This is a genomic window from Sphingobium psychrophilum (assembly GCF_012927105.1).
Taxonomy (GTDB): Bacteria; Pseudomonadota; Alphaproteobacteria; order Sphingomonadales; family Sphingomonadaceae; genus Sphingobium; species Sphingobium psychrophilum.
Window position 1 is genome coordinate 51,302 of sequence record NZ_JABBFV010000005.1, and the last position, 20,865, is coordinate 72,166.

Annotated in this window: 21 protein-coding genes; 11 read left to right on the forward strand and 10 right to left on the reverse strand. The window is 61.9% G+C overall.

Annotated elements, in window-relative coordinates:
* Nucleotides 1-78: 78 nt before the first annotated feature.
* Together rpoH and HHL08_RS08525 are read right to left on the reverse strand one after the other, a co-directional pair.
* A complete protein-coding gene (gene rpoH, locus HHL08_RS08520; RefSeq protein WP_169572386.1) occupies nt 79-990 on the reverse strand; it encodes an RNA polymerase sigma factor RpoH in 912 nt (303 codons plus the stop codon).
* 76 nt (nt 991-1,066) lie between these two features.
* Nucleotides 1,067-2,020 carry an RluA family pseudouridine synthase gene (locus HHL08_RS08525; RefSeq protein WP_169572388.1) on the reverse strand — a complete coding sequence of 318 codons (954 nt, stop codon included), beginning with the start codon at nt 2,018-2,020 and terminating at the stop codon, nt 1,067-1,069.
* A 17-nt stretch (nt 2,021-2,037) separates the two neighbouring features.
* Here HHL08_RS08525 and HHL08_RS08530 point away from each other — a divergent pair, with 17 nt between their 5' ends.
* Entirely contained in the window at nt 2,038-2,439 is a 402-nt protein-coding gene (locus tag HHL08_RS08530; RefSeq protein WP_169572390.1) for a M67 family metallopeptidase, read from the forward strand.
* 97 nt (nt 2,440-2,536) lie between these two features.
* Nucleotides 2,537-3,193, forward strand: coding sequence for a histidine phosphotransferase family protein (locus tag HHL08_RS08535; RefSeq protein ID WP_088185661.1), 657 nt, complete (start codon nt 2,537-2,539; stop codon nt 3,191-3,193).
* 27 nt (nt 3,194-3,220) lie between these two features.
* Here HHL08_RS08535 and HHL08_RS08540 read toward each other — a convergent pair whose 3' ends face one another.
* The 4 genes from HHL08_RS08540 to map form a co-directional block, all read right to left on the reverse strand.
* Entirely contained in the window at nt 3,221-4,288 is a 1,068-nt protein-coding gene (locus tag HHL08_RS08540) for an NAD(P)H-dependent flavin oxidoreductase (RefSeq protein ID WP_169572392.1), read from the reverse strand.
* A gap of 88 nt (nt 4,289-4,376) precedes the next feature.
* Nucleotides 4,377-5,789: a type I glutamate--ammonia ligase gene (gene glnA, locus HHL08_RS08545; RefSeq protein WP_169572394.1), complete on the reverse strand. Its 1,413-nt coding sequence runs from the start codon at nt 5,787-5,789 to the stop codon at nt 4,377-4,379.
* An 87-nt stretch (nt 5,790-5,876) separates the two neighbouring features.
* The gene (locus tag HHL08_RS08550) at nt 5,877-6,215 is read right to left on the reverse strand and encodes a P-II family nitrogen regulator (RefSeq protein ID WP_066601956.1); all 339 of its coding nucleotides are present in this window, start codon (nt 6,213-6,215) and stop codon (nt 5,877-5,879) included.
* 243 nt (nt 6,216-6,458) lie between these two features.
* Entirely contained in the window at nt 6,459-7,289 is an 831-nt protein-coding gene (map, locus tag HHL08_RS08555; protein ID WP_169572396.1) for a type I methionyl aminopeptidase, read from the reverse strand.
* Between the two features lie 80 nt (nt 7,290-7,369).
* Between map and HHL08_RS08560 the strand changes: the two genes are divergently transcribed.
* Nucleotides 7,370-8,131: a competence/damage-inducible protein A gene (locus HHL08_RS08560; protein ID WP_169572398.1), complete on the forward strand. Its 762-nt coding sequence runs from the start codon at nt 7,370-7,372 to the stop codon at nt 8,129-8,131.
* Between the two features lie 7 nt (nt 8,132-8,138).
* Here HHL08_RS08560 and HHL08_RS08565 read toward each other — a convergent pair whose 3' ends face one another.
* On the reverse strand, nt 8,139-8,522 hold the full coding sequence (locus HHL08_RS08565) for a c-type cytochrome (RefSeq protein WP_169572400.1): 384 nt from the start codon (nt 8,520-8,522) through the stop codon (nt 8,139-8,141).
* Between the two features lie 478 nt (nt 8,523-9,000).
* On the opposite strand from HHL08_RS08565, the gene HHL08_RS25555 reads away from it, so the two are divergent.
* Together HHL08_RS25555 and HHL08_RS08575 are read left to right on the forward strand one after the other, a co-directional pair.
* On the forward strand, nt 9,001-9,294 hold the full coding sequence (locus tag HHL08_RS25555; RefSeq protein WP_235954989.1) for an alpha/beta hydrolase family protein: 294 nt from the start codon (nt 9,001-9,003) through the stop codon (nt 9,292-9,294).
* Nucleotides 9,295-9,748: 454 nt separating this feature from the next.
* Entirely contained in the window at nt 9,749-11,044 is a 1,296-nt protein-coding gene (locus HHL08_RS08575) for a tyrosine-type recombinase/integrase (RefSeq protein ID WP_169572402.1), read from the forward strand.
* Nucleotides 11,045-12,175: 1,131 nt separating this feature from the next.
* Here HHL08_RS08575 and HHL08_RS08580 read toward each other — a convergent pair.
* The 3 genes from HHL08_RS08580 to HHL08_RS08590 all read right to left on the reverse strand — a co-directional run bounded on the left by HHL08_RS08580 (nt 12,176) and on the right by HHL08_RS08590 (nt 13,799).
* Complete coding sequence (locus tag HHL08_RS08580; RefSeq protein ID WP_169572639.1) at nt 12,176-12,613, reverse strand: DUF983 domain-containing protein; 438 nt, start codon at nt 12,611-12,613, stop codon at nt 12,176-12,178.
* A 46-nt stretch (nt 12,614-12,659) separates the two neighbouring features.
* Nucleotides 12,660-13,325 carry a YoaK family protein gene (locus tag HHL08_RS08585; protein WP_169572403.1) on the reverse strand — a complete coding sequence of 222 codons (666 nt, stop codon included), beginning with the start codon at nt 13,323-13,325 and terminating at the stop codon, nt 12,660-12,662.
* A 105-nt stretch (nt 13,326-13,430) separates the two neighbouring features.
* Nucleotides 13,431-13,799, reverse strand: coding sequence for a DUF983 domain-containing protein (locus tag HHL08_RS08590; RefSeq protein ID WP_048577809.1), 369 nt, complete (start codon nt 13,797-13,799; stop codon nt 13,431-13,433).
* A 135-nt stretch (nt 13,800-13,934) separates the two neighbouring features.
* Here HHL08_RS08590 and HHL08_RS08595 point away from each other — a divergent pair, with 135 nt between their 5' ends.
* Genes HHL08_RS08595 through HHL08_RS08620 form a run of 6 tightly spaced genes read left to right on the forward strand, consistent with a single transcriptional unit; the run spans nt 13,935 to nt 20,865 of the window.
* Entirely contained in the window at nt 13,935-14,234 is a 300-nt protein-coding gene (locus HHL08_RS08595; RefSeq protein WP_169572405.1) for a helix-turn-helix domain-containing protein, read from the forward strand.
* A gap of 9 nt (nt 14,235-14,243) precedes the next feature.
* Complete coding sequence (gene hyfB, locus HHL08_RS08600; protein WP_169572407.1) at nt 14,244-16,259, forward strand: hydrogenase 4 subunit B; 2,016 nt, start codon at nt 14,244-14,246, stop codon at nt 16,257-16,259.
* Nucleotides 16,250-17,218, forward strand: coding sequence for a respiratory chain complex I subunit 1 family protein (locus HHL08_RS08605; RefSeq protein WP_206377785.1), 969 nt, complete (start codon nt 16,250-16,252; stop codon nt 17,216-17,218). Before hyfB ends, HHL08_RS08605 begins: the two co-directional genes overlap by 10 nt.
* Nucleotides 17,218-17,880, forward strand: a complete 663-nt coding sequence (locus HHL08_RS08610) for a hydrogenase-4 component E (protein ID WP_169572409.1) — start codon at nt 17,218-17,220, stop codon at nt 17,878-17,880. The genes HHL08_RS08605 and HHL08_RS08610 overlap by 1 nt, the downstream gene beginning before the upstream one ends.
* Nucleotides 17,877-19,337 (forward strand): hydrogenase 4 subunit F, encoded by a 1,461-nt coding sequence (locus HHL08_RS08615; RefSeq protein WP_169572411.1) that lies wholly within the window; start codon nt 17,877-17,879, stop codon nt 19,335-19,337. Before HHL08_RS08610 ends, HHL08_RS08615 begins: the two co-directional genes overlap by 4 nt.
* Nucleotides 19,338-19,350: 13 nt before the next feature.
* Complete coding sequence (locus HHL08_RS08620) at nt 19,351-20,865, forward strand: hydrogenase large subunit (protein ID WP_169572413.1); 1,515 nt, start codon at nt 19,351-19,353, stop codon at nt 20,863-20,865.

Genomic DNA, 20,865 nt, shown 5'->3' on the forward strand with positions numbered 1-20,865 from the left:
GCCGCCACGTTGGCCCGCCCGAACAACAAAGAAGCCCCGGATCGCTCCGGGGCTTCTTGGTTTCGGTCTATCGCAGGATCAGGCCAGGGCGAACCGCGCCATCTTGCCCAGCTTGTCGCCGGCTATGCGCATCATAGCCTTTTGCAGCTTTTCGAAGGCGCGAACCTCGATCTGGCGAACGCGCTCGCGCGATACGCCATAGACCTGGGACAGTTCTTCCAGCGTCTTGGGCTCTTCGGCCAGACGGCGTTCGGCCAGGATATGCTTCTCGCGGTCGTTGAGATCGGTCATCGCCTCAACCAGCATCTCATGCCGCTGGGTGCGCTCCTGCTCTTCCGCGACGCGCTCATCCTGCAACGGGTCGTTGTCCTGCAACCAGTCCTGCCACTGACCTTCGCCATCCTCGCGCATCGGGACGTTCAACGACGTATCGCCGCCCATCGCCATGCGACGGTTCATGGACACAACGTCCTGCTCGCTGACGCCCAGATCGGTCGCTATCTTGGTCACGTCCTCCGGCTTCAGGTCGCCATCCTCGAACGCTTCGATATTATTCTTCATCCGGCGCAGATTGAAGAACAGTTTCTTCTGCGATGCGGTGGTGCCCATCTTGACCAGCGACCAGCTGCGCAAAATAAACTCCTGAATGGAAGCGCGGATCCACCACATCGCATAGGTAGCCAGGCGGAAACCGCGTTCGGCTTCGAACTTCTTAACACCCTGCATCAGGCCGATATTGCCTTCGGAAATCAGCTCGCTGACCGGCAGGCCATAGCCGCGATACCCCATGGCGATCTTTGCCACCAAGCGCAGGTGAGATGTCACCAGTTGGGCGGCAGCCTCCGGGTCCTGATGTTCCTCATAACGCTTGGCGAGCATATATTCCTGCTCAGGCGTCAACAGCGGAAATTTACGGATTTCCGACAGATAGCGGTTGAGGCTGGCTTCACCGCCCAGCGCTGGAACCGCGGGGACATTGCTCTTGGCCATGTCGTCACCTTTCCCTTTCATTGCGCGGCGGGACCCAGAAGAGGCGTCTCAGGCGCCGTCGCAAACTTGTTGATCACTATACGTGGAGCTGGCTTAACAGTTCCTGCATGTCGGCGGGCAGTGTACTTTCGAACATCAGCCGCTCCGTCGTTACCGGATGTATGAACCCCAGGCTTTTGGCGTGCAATGCCTGCCTTTTGAAACCCAGCGTTTCCAGTATTGATTTGAAACCTTTTCTTTCTCTACCGTAAACCGGGTCACCGATCAAGGGGTGTCCGATATGGTGCATATGGACGCGAACCTGATGCGTGCGGCCAGTTTCCAGCTTGCATTCGACCATCGCCGCGTCGCGCAACCTCTGTGTCGTGCGATAATGGGTAACGGCGTGCTTGCCGCGTCCTTCCCGATGAACCGCCATCTTCTTTCGATCAGCGTCGGATCGGCCGATCCAGGTGTCGACTGTCCCTGTGCCCGGATTGGGCAAGCCATAGACGATGGCTGCATAAAGCCGGTCGATGCTGTGATCCTTGAACTGGCGGGCCAATCCTTCATGCGCCTTATCGGATTTGGCGACCACCAGCAGGCCCGACGTATCCTTGTCGATGCGATGGACAATCCCGGGCCGGGCGACCCCGCCGATACCGGACAGCCGCCCTTCGCAATGATGCAGCAGCGCGTTGACCAGCGTGCCGTCCAGATTGCCGGCGGCCGGATGGACGACCAGCCCCGCGGGCTTGTCGATCACGATCAGGTCGGCGTCCTCATGGACGATGGTGAGGGGGATATCCTGCGCCAACGTATCCAGCGGCACAGGCGGGGGGAGGGTGATGGTGAACATCTGCCCGGCCGCGACCTTCATCGATACGCTGATCTTGCCGACGTTGGCGGACTGTACCTGTCCCTCGCCGATCAGGCCTTTCAGCCGTTCGCGCGACAGGTCGGGCAAGATGTCCGCGAGCGCACGATCGAGGCGCCAGCCATGCTGCGCTTCGCCAATAGCTGCTTCGATGATGGAAACCCCCGGACCCATTGGCTAGAGATGTAGGAATGCGGGTCGAAATTTCAAGGATTCTGTTGGAACAGATCATGGCTCTGGCGGCCGCCGATGGTCATGAGGTGTGCGGGCTGTTACTGGGTTCGGACGACCGGATCGAGGCGATTGCCCCCGCCGCCAATGTGGCGCCTGATCCCGCCCGCCATTTCGAACTGGACCCGGTGGCGCTGATCGCCGCACACCGGGCGGCGCGATCAGGTGGGCCAAAGATCATTGGTCATTATCATTCGCATCCGTCGGGCATCGCCGCGCCATCCGCGACCGATGCGGCCTGCGCGGCACCCGATGGAAATTTGTGGCTGATCGTCGGGGCAGGGGGCGCGACTTTATGGCGGGCAGTGCCGGGGACGGCGGTTAATGTCCATTTCACCAAAATGCATCTCGACAGTCGGTGAGCGAAAGGCGGTAGGCCGGGCTTGCATCGGCGCGCGGCGCGGCGCATTAGCCAAAGACCCGTTCATTTCCTTCATAATCCGGTGACCCAGAGCTCGCATGACCAACCCGACCGACAGCATCGAATTTGCCAGCCTGCTTTGCTCGCGCCTGTGCCATGACCTGCTGAGCCCGGTCGGCGCGCTCAACAATGGGCTGGAGCTGATGGCGGACGAAACCGACCCGGAAATGCGCCAGCGTTGCCTGGACTTGCTGGGCGACAGCGCCCGCACTTCGGCCAACAAGCTCAAATTCTTCCGCTTGGCCTTCGGCTCCGCTGGCGGCTTTGGCGATGCCGTCCCGCCCCATGAAGCGAAGGTGGCGATCGAGGGCATGTTCGCGAGCACCGGCCGCGTCAAGGTCGGTTGGCTGGTCGAGGAACAGATGCTCGACAAGCTCGCCGCCAAGATATTGCTCAACCTGGCGTTGATCGCCGGCGACGCGCTGGTGCGCGGCGGGCAGTTGGACATTGGCGCGGAAAAGCGGCCGGGCCTGACCGAGATCGTGGTGCGTGGCGAAGGCCCCAAGGTCGTGCTCGATCCAGACCTGCGCGCCGCACTGGCCGGCACCTTGCCGATCGAAGGGCTGGCGTCCCGCACGGCCGCCGCCTGGATGGTGCGCCAGATGGTGGCGGAATCGGGCGGCGAGATCGCCCTGTCGCCGCCGGGCGAGCCGATCATATTGTTCGGCGCGTCGATCCCGGATCGCACGCGATAATCGCATACAACTGTCTTGCTCGCTGTCTCAGGAAAGGCCCTCATGCCGGGCTTCCCGCATTTCCGCGACCAATAGCGCCACCAGATCGGCGGCGGGCAATGCGCGGGCGAGCGGCGCGCCCTGTCCGGCCCATTGCGCGCCATAGCCGCCTTCACCGGCCGCCTTCGCCGCCTGGTTGAGCGCCTTGCCCGCATCATAGGCGATCGGATAATCGGGCGGCTGCCGGTCGCTTTGCTGCCCCCAGGCGGTAAACCGATTGGCGAGGCAGCGGGCGGGCCGTCCTGACACGACGCGGGTCATGACCGTATGCGCCGCCGCCGGGCTGAACAGTGCCGCGCGATAGGCCGCGTCTGCGCTACTTTCCGGGCAGGCGATGAAGGCCGTGCCCAATTGCGCCGCTACCGCCCCCAGGTCGATCGCCGCCTGCACGGCCCTACCGTCCATGATGCCGCCGGCCGCGATAACGGGCAGTCCGGCTTTTTCGACCAAGAGGCGGGTCAGCGCTACGGTGCCCAGGCTATCGTCGGGCGCATCGGGATCGAACATTCCCCGATGGCCGCCTGCCTCGAAACCCTGCGCCACAATGGCGTCCATGCCTGCCGCCTTGGCCGCCTGCGCTTCGTCCAGATGGGTCACGCTGGCCAGCAGCAGGCAGCCCGCCGCTTTCAACCGATCGATTTTTCGGCGGTCGGGTAATCCGAAATGAAAGCTGACAACCGCCGGCCGCGCATCGACCAGCATGGCCAGCATCGCGTCGTCTTCCGCAAAGCTGCGATAGATTTCGCGAAGCGATGGCGGGGGATGCGCGCCATATTCGCCGAACAGCGGCGCTAGCGCATCGATCCAACGCCGCTCCAACGCCGGTTTGGCTCTGGCGGGCGCATGGACGAAGAGATTGACGTTGAACGGCCGGTCCGTTCGCGTTCGCACGGCATCGATCATGGTACGCGCGGCAGAGGCATCGGCGGTGCCCACAGCGATTGACCCAAGCGCACCGGCATTGCTGACGGCCGCCGCCATCTCCGGCGTGGACACGCCGGCCATCGGCGCCTGGATGATCGGATGGGCAAGGCCCAGCATGGCGAGCGAGTTCATGCGCTCTATCTGGGGCCCTCGACCACAAAGCAAAAGGCCCGGCCGCTTGTCGCGACCGGGCCTTTTCCCGAAAACAGTGCTGAAAGGATCAGCCGCTGTAATACATGTCGAATTCGACCGGCGACGGCGCCATTTCCCACGCGTAAACCTCAGGCCATTTCAGTTCGATATAGGCATCGATCTGGTCCTTGGTGAACACGCCGCCCTTCAGCAGGAAGTCGTGATCGGCAACGAGGCTGTCCAGCGCTTCACGGAGCGAACCGCAGACGGTCGGCACCTGGCTCAGTTCTGCGGGCGGCAGATCGTATAGGTTCTTGTCCATCGGACCACCGGGATGGATCTTGTTCTCGATACCGTCGATGCCGGCCATCAGCAGCGCCGAGGTGGCGAGATAGCTGTTGGCGAGCGGATCGGGGAAGCGGAATTCGACGCGCTTCGCCTTGGTGCCGGCACCATAGGGGATGCGGCACGATGCCGAACGGTTGCGCGCCGAGTAAGCGAGCAACACGGGCGCTTCGAAACCGGGCACCAGGCGCTTGTAGCTGTTGGTGGTCGGGTTGGTGAAGGCGTTGATCGCCTTGGCATGTTTGATCACGCCGCCGATGAAGAACAGGCAGGTTTCGGAAAGCCCGGCATAGCCGTCGCCGGCAAAGGTGTTCTTGCCTTCGTTCCAGATCGAGATGTGGGTGTGCATCCCCGACCCATTGTCGGCCTTGATCGGCTTGGGCATGAAGGTCGCTGTTTTGCCATAGGCCTGGGCAACCATCTTCACGACATATTTGTAGATCTGGATACGGTCGCAGGTTTCAACCAGCTTGCCGAAGGTCAGGCCCAGTTCGTGCTGCCCGCCCGCGACTTCATGGTGATGCTTGTCCATGGGCAGGCCCATTTCCAGCAACGTGGATACCATTTCGGCGCGGATGTCGGTCGTGACATCGACCGGGCCGACGGGGAAGTAACCACCCTTGGCGCGCGGGCGGTGGCCCATATTGCCGCCTTCATAAGTGGTGTTGGTGTTGGTCGGCAGTTCGACATCGTCCAGCTTGTACGAACTGGAGCTGTAGGTGTTCTCGAACTTCACGTCATCGAACATGAAGAATTCGGGTTCCGGGCCGATATAAACCGTATCGCCAAGGCCAGTGGTCTTGAGGAAGGCTTCGGCGCGCTTGGCGGTCGAGCGCGGGTCGCGGGCATAGAGCGAGCCGTCTTCGGGTTCGACGATGTCGCAGACCAGGATGAGCATCGGCGTGGCGCTGAACGGATCGATGTAGACCGCGTCCAGATCCGGCTTCAGGATCATGTCCGATTCGTTGATTTCCTTCCAGCCCTCGATCGAGGAGCCGTCGAACATCAGGCCATCGGTCAGTTCATCTTCGCCGATCACGCCCGCGCACATGGTCAGATGGTGCCAGGCACCCTTTGTGTCGGTGAAGCGGACATCGACCCATTCGATCTCCTTTTCTTCGATCATCTTCAGGATGTCTTTTGGCGTATTGGCCATGTGCTTTTGCCCTTCTCTTAGAAATACCCCCCCGAAGGGGCAGTTGAAGACCGTATCCGCCCTAGTTCGGCGGAAACGCACGAAAACTCAGATGGCGTCGCTGTCTCGCTCGCCGGTGCGGATGCGTACAGCGCCCTCGACCGCGGAAATGAAGATCTTGCCGTCGCCGATGCGACCGGTCTGCGCCGCAGAACAAATCGCCTCGACCACGCGATCGGCCAGCGAGTCGTCGACGACGACCTCCAGCTTCACCTTAGGCAGGAAATCGACGACATATTCGGCACCGCGATACAGTTCGGTATGCCCCTTCTGGCGGCCGAAACCTTTAGCCTCGGTCACAGTAATGCCGGACACGCCTACTTCGTGGAGCGCTTCCTTCACCTCGTCCAGCTTGAACGGCTTGATGATCGCTTCGATCTTTTTCATTACTCGTAATCCCAACCCATGACGCACGTACAGAACGCGGGGGCGACCCGCATCCCTCTCTCCTTCAGGAAACGATCGTCATGCCCCCCAAGGCCGGCGCCGTTCCCCTTAACAATCAATTACCGTGCCAACTCGCGAATCGCTAGAACATGCTTTCGGCGATGCAGCAATCTTTGTCCATATTGCCCGGATTCAGGGCAATATCTTGGCTCGTTGCCCGTTTTTTGAGCAGCATTTTGATCGTCAGAGCGTGTAAGGCGGGCAGTCCAGGCCCGCCGGGCTCTTCGTGAATATCTCGCAGCCCGTTTCAGTGATGCCGATGCTATGTTCGAACTGCGCCGACAGCGTGCGGTCGCGCGTGACCGCGGTCCAGCCATCGTCCATCATCTTCACGCCGGGCTTGCCGATGTTGATCATCGGCTCGATCGTGAAGAACATGCCGGGACGCAGTTCAGGACCAGTGCCAGGGCGGCCGACATGGACGACTTCGGGGCTGTCATGGAACACCTGGCCCAGACCATGGCCGCAAAAATCGCGCACTACGCCATAGCGGTGCTTTTCGGCATGCCGCTGGATCACATAGCCGATATCGCCCAGATGATTGCCGGGCTTAGCCTGCTCAATGCCCAGCATCAGGCATTCATAGGTGACTTCGACCAGCCGCCGCGCCTTGATCGCAGCGTCGCCGACGATGAACATGCGGCTGGTGTCGCCATGCCAGCCATCGACCAGCGGGGTGACGTCGATATTCAGGATATCGCCGTCCTTGAGCCGATAGTCGCCCGGAATGCCATGGCAGATCACATTGTTGAGCGAGATGCAGCAGCTATGGGTATAGCCGCGATAACCCAGGGTCGCGGGCACGCCGCCACCGTCTAGCGACATGCGGCGGACGATATCGTCCAGTTCGCCAGTGGTGACGCCGGGCACGACATGCGGCACGAGCGCGTCCAATATCTCTGCGGCGAGCCGCCCGGCCTTGCGCATGCCGGCGAAACCGGATTCGTCATACAGCTTGATTGCAGCGGAGCGGGAAATCGGCGCATCGGCCGTCATGGTTATATAGTCAGTCATGCCCTATTTATAAGCGCAATAGCCGCATAATGCGAGAGGGCGACTAGGCAGGGCGTCCGGGGCAGGCTATGGGCTGGCGCATGGCCGATCCGACCCGCATCTGGACCGCAGCGCTGATCGTGATCGGCGACGAAATCCTTTCTGGCCGCACCCAGGACAAAAATATCGCCCAAGTCGCGAGTTGGCTGGGCGTTCAGGGTATCCGTCTGCGCGAAGTGCGCGTGGTGCCCGATGTGCAGGACGCGATTGTCGAGGCGGTCAACACGCTGCGCGCCCGCAACGATTATCTGTTCACGACCGGCGGCATCGGCCCGACTCACGACGACATTACGGTCGATGCGATCGCGGCGGCGCTGGGCGTAGAGGTGGAAATCCATGAAGGCGCGCGCGCTATCTTGTCGGGCTATTATGAGACGCGCGGCGGATTGACCGAAGCGCGACTGCGGATGGCACGGGTGCCGGCCGGCGCGGACCTGATCGAGAATCGTATGTCTGGTGCGCCCGGCATCCGCCATGGAAACATCTTCATCATGGCCGGCGTGCCCTATATCACCGCGGGTATGCTCGACTGCCTGACTGGCACGCTGGAAGGCGGTTTGCCGCTGCTGTCTGCGACGATCGGCTGCTGGGTGGCCGAAAGCGAAATCGCTGACCTGCTCGCCGCGACCGAACGCGCGCATGAAGATTGCCAGATTGGCAGCTATCCTTTTTTCCGCGAAGGCCGCACCGGCGCGAATTTCGTGATTCGCTCGACTAATGCAACTACGCTGGACGCCTGCACCGCCGATCTCAGCGCCGCACTGGAACGCGGCGGCTGGACCGTAACGGCGGGCGGAATCTAGCCCTCGCTTACTTGGCTTCGGCTTTAAGATAGGCGATCAGGTTGGCGCGATCGACCGGGTTGGGGACGCCGGCAAAGGCCATGCGGTTGCCCGGCACCAGCCCGCTCGGCTTGGTCAGGAACGTGTCGATGCTCTTTGCGTCCCAGCGAATTTTCGCCTTTTGCATCGCGGGCGAATAGGTGAAGCCCGCCATAGTGCCCGACGTGCGACCAAATATCCCGGCGAGCGACGGACCCATCTTCTTCGGTCCGGCCTTGACGTCATGGCATAGCGCGCAGCGTGCGAACACCGTCTTCCCTTTGACCGGATCTCCCGCCTGCGCGAATGCAGGGGAACTGGCAGCGCAAAGGGCAGTCAGCACGAACAGTCTCGATACGGTCGCAAGCGGCATGAAGAGTTTCCCTTGAAAGATGACACGGCGGGGCTTTGGCCTTTCTGCCGCTCATGCGCCTTTATGGCTTTATGTCTGAATGGGAGTTTAAGCGTATGGACGTCAACACGCGCCGCTTATAATCTGGCGCGCCGTTCGCCGGTGATATGCCGTCCCGGCCAACTTACTCCGGCGAAACGGCGCGTCCCGGACACTATTGGGCATCGTCTCGTAAAATGATGGGACATTTCATTGTTATGACCGATCATGAAGGTCGCGTCTCGATCATCGTGGGTCGCGAGCATCTAACGGGACGATCCTTACGCCTGCGCGCCTGACACCCGGCGTGCTCTTCATCCATGGCTGGGGCGGGTCGCAGGAGCAGAATATGGCACGGGCAGAGGAGGTCCGCAACTGGGCTGCATTCTGCTTCACCTTCGACCTGCGCGGCCATGCCAGGCACTAGCAGGAGCGTAACAGCGTAACCCGCGCCGATGGCTTGGCCGACGTCATCGCCGCCAATGATTTCTTGGTTGCGCGGGAGCAGGTCGATCCATCCGCGATCGCCGTTGTCGGCACCAGCTATGGCGGCTATCTTGCGACCCTGCTGACCGCGGAACGGACGGTCAACTGGCTGGCCCTGCGCGTCCCCGCCCTTTATCCCGACAGTCATTGGGACGTGCCCAAGGCGCTGATCAGCCGTGACGGGATCAATCAATATCGCCGTCACCTTCGCACGTTCATCAGGACCGCGCGTTTGCCGCCTGCGAGCAGTTCGGTAGCGACGTCCTGATCGTAGAATCGGAGCATGACGATTATGTGCCGCACGTCGCGATCACATCCTTCAGCTCCGCGTTTCAATGCAGCAATTCGCTGAGTCACCGGATCATGAAACGCCCCGACCATGCCTTGCGTAACGAAAGCTGCCGCCGCAGCTTATCGACGGGAGCCAGCGGCGCCTGACAATCTATGTTGCGGTCGATCGAAGGAATATGGTGGACGCACTTGGGCTCGAACCAAGGACCCGCTGATTAAGAGTCGTTTTAAGAAGATTCCGTCTGCTTCCGTCACCTTCCATCAAGGCTCGTGCGCATTGATTTATCTTGCTGAACTTACTGAATAATATCAGAGAACCTCTTCCATATTTCTCCGTCTGAATGTATGATCGAACACGGGCGGTCAAGGCCATTTTGACATCCATACGGCACCCATAGAAGCTCTATTCTCTCACTTTGCGAGTTACGTCCATGGCTATATCCTTGACAAAGAACGGCATTGAGGCTGCAATTGCCAAACTCCGCTCCGAGCCGGGGAAGCGTATCGAGCTTCGGGACGATAAGGAAGCCGGACTTCTTATCAGAGCCGGCGAACGCGGCGCGAGCTGGTCTCTCGCAGTGCGCCTGCAGGATGGCCAGCGCACTCGGATCAAGCTTGGAACCTGGCCGGGCATGGGGATCGCAGAAGCTCGTGCAGCTGCCCGCGTCGCCCGGACGCAAATCGACCAGGGTAGCAATCCCAACGAACGCAAGCGGGTCGCGCGGCGAACTGCGGCGATTGCTTCGCTCAACCGCAAAACCCTCTCCGAGGTGATCGAGGACTATGACAAGGCCGTGCTTTCGCAGCACCGTCGCGGCGCGCAGACGAAGCGAGCGCTCGACGGCAAGCGGGGGCTCCTGCGCACTCTGCTCAATCGACAACCCGAATCGATCATGAAGGCAGAGATTTCCGATCTCGTAAAAAAGCATGCCAAAACTGCCCCGATCGCCGCTAACAGGAATCTCGCCTACGCATCTGCCTTCTTCAACTGGTGCGTCGACGAAGGCGTTTTGGCCGAAAATCCGGCGGAGAAAGTGCGCAAGCCGTCCAAGGAAAATGAGCGCGAGCGGTTTCACACAATCGGTGAGCTCAAAGAGATATGGGCCGCCGCCGGCACATTGGGCTATCCGTTCGCCCAGCTTTTTCGGTTGCTGATCGTCCTCCCCAATCGACGCGAAGAGGTGGCCGCGATGCCGGTCGAGCATCTTGATCTTGCGAGTGATCGGGCGCCCGGCGACGCTGTGTGGTTGTTACCAGGTGCCCGCACCAAGATGAATAATGCGCTTCGCGTGCCGCTCTCCAGACTGGCGCGATCGATCATCATCGAAGCGATGGAGCATCCGGATCGCCCCAAGGACTCCAAGCTCGTTTTCACGACCACAGGTGATACGCCCGTTTCCGGTTTCACCAAGGGACGGCGCAGATTAGATCAAGCGATTCAGGCGGCTCGTATCAAACGGACGGGGGATGAAGAGACCCCCGAGATGCCACACTGGGTAGTTCACGATCTTCGGACGACCTTCAATACGCATGGCTGCGAAATTTTGGGAATTCCTCCCCATGTTGCGGATCGCATCCTTAATCATGTCGCGACCGCTACGCGATCCAAGATCATGCGGGTCTACAATAAGTCCGAACTATTCGAACCGCGCAAGGAGGCGCTCAGCGCTTGGGCCTCGCTGCTGGAGCAGCGAGTCATTCCTAGCAGCAAGCTCGTCGTATCATAACTCCATACGGCGGTTGCTGGGACACTGGCTCCCATTTCAGGATACGTCTAAAACAATTTTGCTATTCGTATCGGAGCAAGCCAAACAATCCATATCACGATACCGTGCTTTAGCGAGAAGCCCTTCATTTCAGCATCACGATTCATCCCGCGAATTTGCTGCAGATGCGCCCCTCGCTTCCCCACGAGAACCAACATATGGCATACGAAAGCGCGATCGTGATCGCGCAGAGCGCGTTAGGCTGGCGGGAGGTCCGAAGCCGTCATTGAGAGAGCGCGCTGTAGCCTTCGCACAAGACCGAGGCGAGGTGAGGACGAAGGATCTTGCAGATAACGGTATTCCCCGCTGCTATCTTTCTCGCATGTGCGACGAAAGGCTGCCTCGTGAAGGTCGGCCATGGCCGCTATCGCGCTGCAAGCGAATAAGCCATATGGGATGACTGTCTCGTAAGGATGCGGTACTTCATAATTCTCTGGCACATCCGCCCCTGAGCCACGGACCGCACCTCGCTCGTCGACCATATCAACATTTTCACAGAGCAGGCGGCGAGCCCTGATAGGCTTGGCGCCTTGGCCTTTCGATCAAGACTGGCAGTTCAGAAACCCGAAGGGCCTGTGGCACATCCAGTCTTTACGTTTCGTCCAGCACTGTGATGCATTACCCTGATTCGCGGCGCAAGGGGTAGGGCACTGAAGTGCCGATTACTCCATCATCCGCCCCCTTTGAGCTCAAAAGCGTCCTTTTCACCGTTTCGACGATGGGAAAGCAAAAGTGGCACTGAAGCGCCGCTTACGGCAAAATGAGCGTATTTGGACAGAACTGGCAGCACGCCAACAGCTTCAAAGCCAGAGGGTCGGTATCCGCTTCGTGTATTCCCGACGTGAAGCACGATCGTTGGATCTCAGTGGACGGCGCCCCGCGAGACTGCTCGACAACGGTTATCTCGCTCAAGTGGATTCGGTCGTGTGGTTCCCGTTGCAGGACACCTAGTTCAAGGATGGTGAACGACGGTCCTTCAAGGGCGCTTTTCGCATCCGCCGCAGGGTCGTTCCACGGCATCGCAAGTACGCATTCTTGCCAAAACGCGACCGCATCGTTTGTCCGACGCCATGAGCGCACGGAATTCCGGGTTCACGGCACGGCCTCTCCACCCGGCGGCACCGGCCGTTCCCGTTCGAACCCGTGCATACCGAGCCACCATTGAAGAGCGATGATCGCTCCCTTGGCGGGCTGGAGAAGGCCGATCATCAATATCATCGCCAGCGGCATGATGATCGCGACAAGAGCAGCCGTGGACAGATCGAAATCCCGGACCAGCGTGATGATGATCGGGGCCATCAAGTGACCGGTGAGCAGGATCGACACATAGGCCGGAAAATCATCGGCTCGCTGGTGCGTCCAGTCCTGTCCGCAAGCCGGGCAGTGCGGAATGGGCTTGAGGAAGCGCGCGAACAGCTTGGCCTGCCGGCATCTTGGGCAGCGATTGCGCGTGCCGCGCAGCACCGCTGCCCAACCCGATGAAGGCAGAACGATTTCGCCGCCAATCGTGCCGGCTTCGCGCGGGGGCATGGGATCAGGCATGGATGCGGGACGATCGAATGGATGCACGGTGAAGTCAGGCATCGAATATCCCGGGAAGTGCAGCTGCGCCGCCTTTCTCGATTCTTGTTGCTGCGAAGGCAAGGAGTGCTGCGGCGACCGCGGCGACCCAGACCGTGCCGAGCGCAACCATCTGGTAAATCCCGGCACCTGCCACAGCTCCCAAGACGAAGCCCAGCCAAAGGAGGAGATAATGGCTCCAGCCACGGCCGTTGCCCTCGTCCGTGCCGGCGATTTTCTCGCCCAGCTTTACCAGCGGCGCGGTAAAGGACGTCAGATCACTGTTGGCCTCATCGTCACGCTCGAAAACCGAGTTCGCGGCTCCCATGGCCAATGCCATCGCGACGATCGGACCATGCGCCACGCCGAAAGCGCTCAGGCTCGCGGCTATAAGCAACAGCATGCAGACCAGCACGAGAACCGCTGCGCGAGGATGGTGCCGGGCACGATGCAGCACGATCGAACCAGCCATCACACCGAGCACGAAGGTTCCGATCAAGCCCGCCGCGACCGCCGCCCGCGCCGACCCCTCGGCCAACCCGATCCCCAGGAGGGTGGTGTTGGCGCTCACCGAAAAGAGAAAAAATCCGCCCAGATGAATGAAGCCCACGGCATCGACAAACCCCGCCAGCGCCGACAAGCCGATGGCCAGGATCCCGAGGTGCTTGTCACTCCGAGTCATTGCCGGATTGTACCATAGGGGCAGGGCATGCCGAACGGCCACGATTGGATTGCGCGGGTCACGCTCTTGCGCATCCAGCCCCAACGCCGGTGTGCGCTGAGATGCTCACTGCGCCGGGCCATCGGGAGGGGTTTTCTCTTTAGTGTGGCGGTATTCGAAGGCGAGCAGAAGCCCTTTCGCAAGCCGAAGCGCGCCGATGACGAGGACGATCGTCAACGGCACCCACAAAATGATGTGCACCCAGAATGGGGGGTGCGCACTGAGTTCAGTGGTGATCGCCAGCGTGACGACGATGCCCCCGACGATCATGACCAACAAGGCCGCGGGGCCGTCACCGACATTGAACCTGGCGTAATCGAGGCCACAAGCCGAACAGCCCGGCGCGAAGCGCACCCAGCCAGCGAATAAACCCCTCGCCCCGCAGCGAGGACACAATCCGCGCGAAGCGGACAGAAGCGGTGTGGGCTCGACCATCTACGGACCTGCGTCCCGGGTTGAAGGTTGCATCATAATAGATATATAAAACATCAATATCATATCGTGGCATGTTATGATTGCTAAAGCAAACCTGATATCCTATCGTTGAAGACTGGCGGGGGAGGCCTGCGTATGATCGGAGCTGCCCAGTTGCGAGGGGCCCGCGCCCTGCTCGGGATCGACCAGCGCGAGCTGGCCGGCTTGTCCGGACTGTCGATGCCCACGATCCAGCGGATGGAAGCGAGCAAGGATATCGTCCGGGGCAACGTGGAGTCGCTGATGAAGCTGATCGCTGCGCTCGACAAAGCCGGTATCGAGTTTATCGCGCAGGGTGCGGCCAGCTCGGGCGGAGGCCGTGGCGTTCGGTTCAAGGCGCTCACTGGGACCGGTGGCTCCGGGCCATCGCTCCCGACGGGATCCAGGTTGGCATAGAGTGCGGGAATGACGCCGGTCATCCTGTTGCTGTGGCTCGTTGCGGCTCTTTTATTCACTGCCGGTTTGGCCGTGGCGATCAGGCGATCGGCGCTCGCACGACGGGTTGTGTACGGTTTCAGCATTGCCACCTGCGGTTTTGCCATAGCCGTCGCGCTGGTTCACCTCCTCGCAAGTCCGGCGATCACCTCGACGGCAGTCCTGCCGTTGGGGCTGCCGTGGATCGGCGCAAATTTCCGCCTCGACGCGCTCAGTGCGTTCTTCGTTCTCGTGATCAACCTCGGCGGCACGGCCGCCAGCCTTTACGGCCTTGGCTATGGCCGCCACGAGAGCGAGCCCCGGCGCGTACTGCCCTTTTTTCCGGCGTTCCTCGCGGGCATGAACCTGGTGCTGCTCGCCGACGACGCCTTCACCTTTCTGCTGTCCTGGGAGTTCATGTCGCTCGCGTCCTGGGCTTTGGTCATGACCCGCCACCGCGACGACGACAATCGCAGGGCGGGCTATGTCTATCTCGTCATGGCGAGCGTTGGGACGTTCGCGCTCCTGCTTGCCTTCGGTCTGCTGGCTGGCCCCGAGGGCGGATACGCCTTCAAGACGATACGCGCGCACGGTGCATCTAGCGGCCTTACGGGTCTGGTGCTGGCTCTTGCCCTGCTCGGGACCGGCTCCAAGGCCGGACTCGTGCCGCTGCATGTCTGGTTGCCGCTCGCCCATCCGGCCGCGCCCAGCCACGTCTCGGCTTTGATGAGCGGCGTCATGACCAAGGTCGCGGTCTACGGCTTCATCCGGATCGTGTTCGATCTGCTCGGGCCGCCGGCCTGGTGGTGGGGCGTCCCAGTGCTGGTCGCTGGCGCCGGCACGGCGGCGCTCGGCGTTCTCTACGCGCTCATGCAGAACGATATCAAACGCGTCCTAGCCTACAGCACGATCGAAAATATCGGATTGATATTCGTGGGGCTCGGACTCGCCCTCGCATTCGGTGGGAACGGAATGAAGGCGGCGGCCGCGCTCGCAATGACTGCCGCTCTGTTCCATGTCCTCAACCACGCGCTGTTCAAGAGCCTGCTCTTCTTCGGCGCCGGTGCGGTCCTTACGGCGACCGGAGAGCGGAGAATGGAAATGCTCGGCGGTCTGTTGAACCGGATGCCGGCGACGGGCCTGCTCTTCCTTGTCGGCGCCGCCGCGATCTCGGCGCTGCCACCGCTCAACGGCTTCGCGTCGGAATGGCTGATGCTGCAAGCCATCCTGCTCAGTCCCGACCTTCCACAATGGGCGCTGAAGCTGCTCGTACCGGTGGTCGGCGCCCTGCTTGCGTTGGCCGCGGCGCTGGCCGCGGCCTGTTTCGTCCGCGCGTTCGGAATCACCTTCCTCGGCCGGCCGCGTAGCGAGGCGGCAACAAATGCGCACGAGGTCGACCGCTTGTCGATTGCGGCGATGGCGATCCTGGCTCTGCTATGCCTGTTCACCGGGGTTTTCCCGGCACTCATCATCGATGCGCTCGCGCCTGTCGTGGATGCGCTGACGGGCACGCGGATGCCGGTCCAGACGCATATTGCATGGCTTTCGATCGTGCCGGTCGCCGAGAGCCGCAGTTCCTATAACGGCCTGCTGGTTTTCCTGTTCATCACCATTTCGGCGTCGCTGGCAGCCTTTGTGATCCATCGCGTCGCTTCGAACAGGGTGCGCAGGGCGCCTGCCTGGGATTGCGGTTTCCCCGACAGCAGCCCGGCGACCCAATATACGGCCGACAGCTTCGCCCAGCCCGTGCGGCGCGTGTTCGGCGGTTTCGCCTTCCGCGCGACTGAGCGTGTCGACATGCCGGCGCCGGGAGATGGTCGCCCCGCGCGCATGACCGTCACGCTGCACGATCTGGCCTGGGAGCTGGTCTATGATCCCGTCGTGCGCCTGGTCAACTTCCTCGCCGAACGATTGAACCATCTGCAGTTCCTCACCATCCGCCGCTATCTCAGTCTCGTCTTCGGCGCCCTTGTCCTCCTCCTGCTGATCATCGCATCATGGCCATGATCGACATGTCGCTGATCGACGGCTTGTCGATCCAGATTTCGCAGATGCTGCTGGTGCTGGTGTCGGCGCCGCTGCTGACCGGGTTGGTGCGCAGGGTGAAGGCGCGGCTGCTGCGCCGGCAGGGACCGCCGCTGCTGCAGCCCTATCGCGATCTGATCCGGCTGGTCCGCAAGGAAGCCGTCATCGCCGAGAGCGCGTCCTGGCTGTTCCGGATCGTGCCCTATATCGTCTTCGCCGCGACCTGGGTGGCGGCGGCCCTGGTACCGACCTTCGCTACCGGGCTGCTGTTCAGCTGGTCGGCGGACCTTATCGTCATCATCGCGCTGCTTGGAAGTGCGCGCTTCTTTCTCGCGCTCGCCGGCATGGATGTCGGCACCAGCTTCGGCGGGATCGGATCGAGCCGCGAGGCTATGATCGCGACGCTGGCCGAGCCGGCACTGATCATGATCGTGTTCACGATCGCTCTGGTCGCCGGCTCGACCCAGCTTTCAACCGTGGCCAATGCGATGCTGGCGGGTGTGGGTCTGCGCGTCTCGCTCGGCATGGCGCTGATCGCGCTCATCATTGTCGCGATCGCCGAAAACGGCCGCATTCCGGTTGACAATCCGGCGACGCATCTCGAACTCACTATGGTGCATGAAGCGATGGTCCTGGAATATTCCGGACGGCACCTCGCGCTGATCGAGTTGGCCTCCTCGATCAAGCTTCTGCTCTACGCGTCGCTGATCGCCTGCATCTTCGTGCCATGGGGGCTCGCCCCGGCTGGCGCGCCGCTCCATGTCCACTTGATCGGGGTTGCAGTCTATGCGGCCAAGCTCGGTGTGGCTGGCATTCTGCTCGCTCTATTCGAGACCATGATTGCCAAGATGCGGGTGTTCCGGGTGCCCGACCTTCTCGGAGCCGCGCTGATGCTGGGGTTCTTGGGCACGCTCCTGCGCTTCGTGTCGCGGAGCCTCTGATGGACAAGTTCGCCTTCGATATCGCCCATTTCCTTGCGGGCAGCCTGGTGCTGGTCAGCCTCATGCTGCTCTATCAGGATCGCCTGTCGGCACTGCTCAACGTCTTCGCCTTCCAGGCTGTGGTGCTCGCCTTGTCGGTATCGTGGCAAGCCTATGTGCAGGGCGCGCCACACCTCTATCTGACGGCGGCGATCGCGCTCATCGTCAAGGCGATCGTCATCCCGGTGGCGTTGCACCGTATGATCCGGCGGCTCGGCATCCACCGCGAGGTCGAAACAGCGCTCAATGTCGGCACGACCATGCTGGCGGGCCTCGCGCTCGTCGCCCTGTCGATCGTCGTCGTGCTGCGCGTCACCGCGGATGCCGGCACGCTCGCACGCGAGGATCTCGCCTTTGCCCTGTCGGTGGTTCTGCTCGGCCTCCTGATGATGGTGACGAGGCGCAACGCCGTCAGCCAGGTGGTCGGCTTCATGTCGCTCGAAAACGGACTGATCCTCGCTGCCACCGGCGCCAAGGGCATGCCTTTCGTCGTCGAGATCAGCGTCGCCTTCTCCGTTCTCGTCGCCTTCATCGTCATCGGCATCTTCCTGTTCCGCATCCGCGAGCGCTTCGACACGGTCGATCTCCAGGCGCTCGACGATCTCCGCGAGCGCCGCGGATGAGCGAAGCGATTGACTGGATCGCGGCGAACAATGTCGCGCTGATCCTCGCGATACCCTTCGCGACATCGCTGTTGCTGCTGTGCCTGCCGGGGTACAGGCTGTCCGCCCGGCTCAACGCGGGTTCGGCTTTTCTGACGCTGCTCTCGGCGCTGTCTCTGTTCATCCACAAGCCGGCGCCTGGATCCTATCTGCTGGTCGACGATCTCAACATCGTCTTCATCGTGCTCAATACTTTGGTCGGTTTCACTACCAGCGTGTTCAGCGCGAGCTATATCGCCCATGAACTGGAGATCGGACGCCTGACGACGGTCCAACTGCGCTTCTACCATGCCATGTATCAGATCCTGCTGTTCGCCATGAATCTGGCGCTTCTGGCGAACAATATCGGGTTGATGTGGGTCGCGATCGAGCTGGCGACGCTCACCACCGTGCTGATGGTCGGCATCTACCAGACCCATGAGGCGCTGGAGGCGGCGTGGAAATATTTCATTCTCGGCAGCGTCGGCATCGCGCTCGCGCTGTTCGGCACGATCCTGGTCTATATGGCGGCGCGCCCGGTGGTGGGCGAAGGCCCCGACGGCATGATCTGGACCGTGCTGATCGGCCATGCCGCCGCGCTCGATCCGGCATTGCTCAATCTCGCCTTCGTATTCCTGCTGCTCGGCTATGGCACCAAGGTGGGTCTGGCGCCGCTCCACGCCTGGCTTCCCGATGCCCATGCCGAAGGTCCGACCCCGATCTCGGCGGTGCTGTCGGGTCTGCTGCTCAACGTCGCGCTCCACGCCGTGCTGCGCTTCAAGCTGCTGCTCGCCGCGAATCCGGGCGCGATTGCGCCGGGTCCGCTGATGGCGACGATGGGACTGGTGTCGCTGATTTTTGCCGGCTTCATGCTGTACCGTCGGCGGGACATCAAACGGCTATTCGCCTACTCCTCGATCGAACATATGGGCATCATCGCCTTCGCGTTCGGCATCGGCGGGCCGCTCGCGAATTTCGCCGGGCTGCTCCACATGACGATGCACAGCCTCACCAAGTCCGCGATCTTCTTCGCGGTCGGTCATATCGCGCAGGCCAAGGGCACGCAGAAGCTCGCAGATCTTCGCGGCCTTACCGTCTCCCACCCGTTGCTCGGCTGGGGGCTGGTCGCTGGCGTCGTCGCGATCGCCGGCATGCCACCGTTCGGCATCTTCATGAGCGAGTTTCTGGTGGTCAGTTCCACCTTTGCGCGCCAGCCCCTGCTCGCGATCCCGCTGGTGATCGGCCTGCTGGTCGCGTTCGGCGCGCTCATGCTGCGGCTTCAGGGCGTCGCGTTCGGCGAACCCAGCGGACATAGCGAGCCGGTCAAGGCGTCCTATCTTCCCTTGGCGACCCATCTCATGCTGGTGCTGATCGCGGGGATTTACCTGCCGCCGCCGCTGGTCGCCTGGTTCCAGCATGTCGCGAGGCTGCTCCATTGACCGGGGAACAACCATGCCGAGTTTGATCGAAACGCTTTCCGGCGCGGTTCCGCTGCATCCTCACAAGCTTTGGCCGCGGATACCGGTCGATGCCGACACATGGTCGATGCTGATCGAGCAGCTTACCGAGGGACGCTGGACGCTGTCGGGGCTGTGGGGCGATGAAGGCACGGTCCATATGGCGGTGCTCGATGCGGAGCGTGGTCAGTTGGCGGTCGCAAGCCTTGCCTGCCAGGAGGGGCGGTTTCCCTCGGTCGCCCGGCATCATGCGCCCGCACATCGGCTCGAGCGCACGATCCGGGACCTGTTCGGGTTCGAGCCCGTGGGCGCGCCCGATGATCGTCCCTGGCTCGATCATGGCCGCTGGTCGGTCCGTCATCCGCTTGGCGTGCGGTCGGAGGCAACCGGCGAGGGAGGGGGCTACGACTTCCTCACTGCCGAAGGCGAGGGGCTGCATCAGATCCCGGTCGGACCGGTCCATGCCGGCATCATCGAGCCCGGTCATTTCCGGTTCACTGCCAATGGCGAAACCGTCGTGCGGCTCGAGGAACGGCTCGGCTACACGCACAAGGGGGTGGAAGCGCAGATGGCGGGCGCGGCGCCGGACCGCGCGGCGCAGTTCGCGGCGCGACTGTCGGGCGACAGCACGGTGGCCTGTTCGATCGCATTCGCCCGTGCGGTCGAAACCGCGCTCGGGATCGAGATCCCTGGCCGGGCGCACTGGCTGCGGGCGCTGATGGCCGAGCTGGAACGGATCGCGAACCATCTGGGCGACATCGGTGCGGTCTGCAACGACGCTTCCTTCGCGTTGATGCATGCCCACACCGCAGTGCTGCGCGAACGCGTGCTGCGCCAGGCCGATCTATGCTTCGGCCATCGACTGATGATGGACCGGATCGTTCCCGGTGGTGTGACCGTCGAGCTCGATCGCCCCGGTCAGGACGGCATAAGCGCGCTTGTGGCGATGATCCGCAAAGCCTTCCCGCCGCTGGTCGAACTGTATGACGAAACCGCATCGCTGCAGGATCGTACGGTCGGCACCGGTACGCTCTCCGATGTCCTGACGCGCCAATATGGCGCCGGCGGATATGTCGGCCGAGCGTCTGGACGTGCCTTCGATGCACGCCATGACCTTGCCTATGCACCCTATGACCAGCTTCGGTTCGATGTGCCGATCTTGGCAGAAGGCGACGTCAATGCGCGAGTCTGGGTGCGCATCCGCGAAGTGGAACAGAGCCTCGGCCTGATCGACCAGATCATTGAGGGCATGCCGCCCGGCGACATCGCGGTCGCGCTCCCCAAGGCGAAGCAAACATGTGAGGGCCTCGCACTGGTTGAGGGCTTTCGCGGCGATATCCTTTGCTGGCTCCGGCTCGGTCCGGACGGTACTGTCGAGCGCTGCCATCTGCGCGACCCGTCCTGGTTCCAGTGGCCGCTGCTCGAAGCCGTGATCGAGGGCAACATCGTCGCGGATTTCCCGCTCTGCAACAAATCGTTCAACTGCTCCTATTCGGGGCATGACTTATAG

Bases quoted from the DNA above. Each gene is read 5' to 3' on its own strand.
- HHL08_RS08535 (WP_088185661.1), top strand. From the start codon at position 2,537: ATGACCAACCCGACCGACAGCATCGAATTTGCCAGCCTGCTTTGCTCG.
- HHL08_RS08610 (WP_169572409.1), top strand. From the start codon at position 17,218: ATGGACAAGTTCGCCTTCGATATCGCCCATTTCCTTGCGGGCAGCCTG.
- rpoH (WP_169572386.1), bottom strand. From the start codon at position 990: ATGGCCAAGAGCAATGTCCCCGCGGTTCCAGCGCTGGGCGGTGAAGCC.
- HHL08_RS08560 (WP_169572398.1), top strand. From the start codon at position 7,370: ATGGCCGATCCGACCCGCATCTGGACCGCAGCGCTGATCGTGATCGGC.
- HHL08_RS08575 (WP_169572402.1), top strand. From the start codon at position 9,749: ATGGCTATATCCTTGACAAAGAACGGCATTGAGGCTGCAATTGCCAAA.
- HHL08_RS08530 (WP_169572390.1), top strand. From the start codon at position 2,038: ATGCGGGTCGAAATTTCAAGGATTCTGTTGGAACAGATCATGGCTCTG.
- HHL08_RS08525 (WP_169572388.1), bottom strand. From the start codon at position 2,020: ATGGGTCCGGGGGTTTCCATCATCGAAGCAGCTATTGGCGAAGCGCAG.
- HHL08_RS08605 (WP_206377785.1), top strand. From the start codon at position 16,250: ATGGCCATGATCGACATGTCGCTGATCGACGGCTTGTCGATCCAGATT.
- HHL08_RS08615 (WP_169572411.1), top strand. From the start codon at position 17,877: ATGAGCGAAGCGATTGACTGGATCGCGGCGAACAATGTCGCGCTGATC.
- HHL08_RS08620 (WP_169572413.1), top strand. From the start codon at position 19,351: ATGCCGAGTTTGATCGAAACGCTTTCCGGCGCGGTTCCGCTGCATCCT.
- map (WP_169572396.1), bottom strand. From the start codon at position 7,289: ATGACTGACTATATAACCATGACGGCCGATGCGCCGATTTCCCGCTCC.
- HHL08_RS08585 (WP_169572403.1), bottom strand. From the start codon at position 13,325: ATGACTCGGAGTGACAAGCACCTCGGGATCCTGGCCATCGGCTTGTCG.
- hyfB (WP_169572407.1), top strand. From the start codon at position 14,244: ATGACGCCGGTCATCCTGTTGCTGTGGCTCGTTGCGGCTCTTTTATTC.
- HHL08_RS08550 (WP_066601956.1), bottom strand. From the start codon at position 6,215: ATGAAAAAGATCGAAGCGATCATCAAGCCGTTCAAGCTGGACGAGGTG.
- HHL08_RS08595 (WP_169572405.1), top strand. From the start codon at position 13,935: ATGATCGGAGCTGCCCAGTTGCGAGGGGCCCGCGCCCTGCTCGGGATC.
- HHL08_RS08565 (WP_169572400.1), bottom strand. From the start codon at position 8,522: ATGCCGCTTGCGACCGTATCGAGACTGTTCGTGCTGACTGCCCTTTGC.
- HHL08_RS08540 (WP_169572392.1), bottom strand. From the start codon at position 4,288: ATGAACTCGCTCGCCATGCTGGGCCTTGCCCATCCGATCATCCAGGCG.
- glnA (WP_169572394.1), bottom strand. From the start codon at position 5,789: ATGGCCAATACGCCAAAAGACATCCTGAAGATGATCGAAGAAAAGGAG.
- HHL08_RS08590 (WP_048577809.1), bottom strand. From the start codon at position 13,799: ATGGTCGAGCCCACACCGCTTCTGTCCGCTTCGCGCGGATTGTGTCCT.
- HHL08_RS08580 (WP_169572639.1), bottom strand. From the start codon at position 12,613: ATGCCCCCGCGCGAAGCCGGCACGATTGGCGGCGAAATCGTTCTGCCT.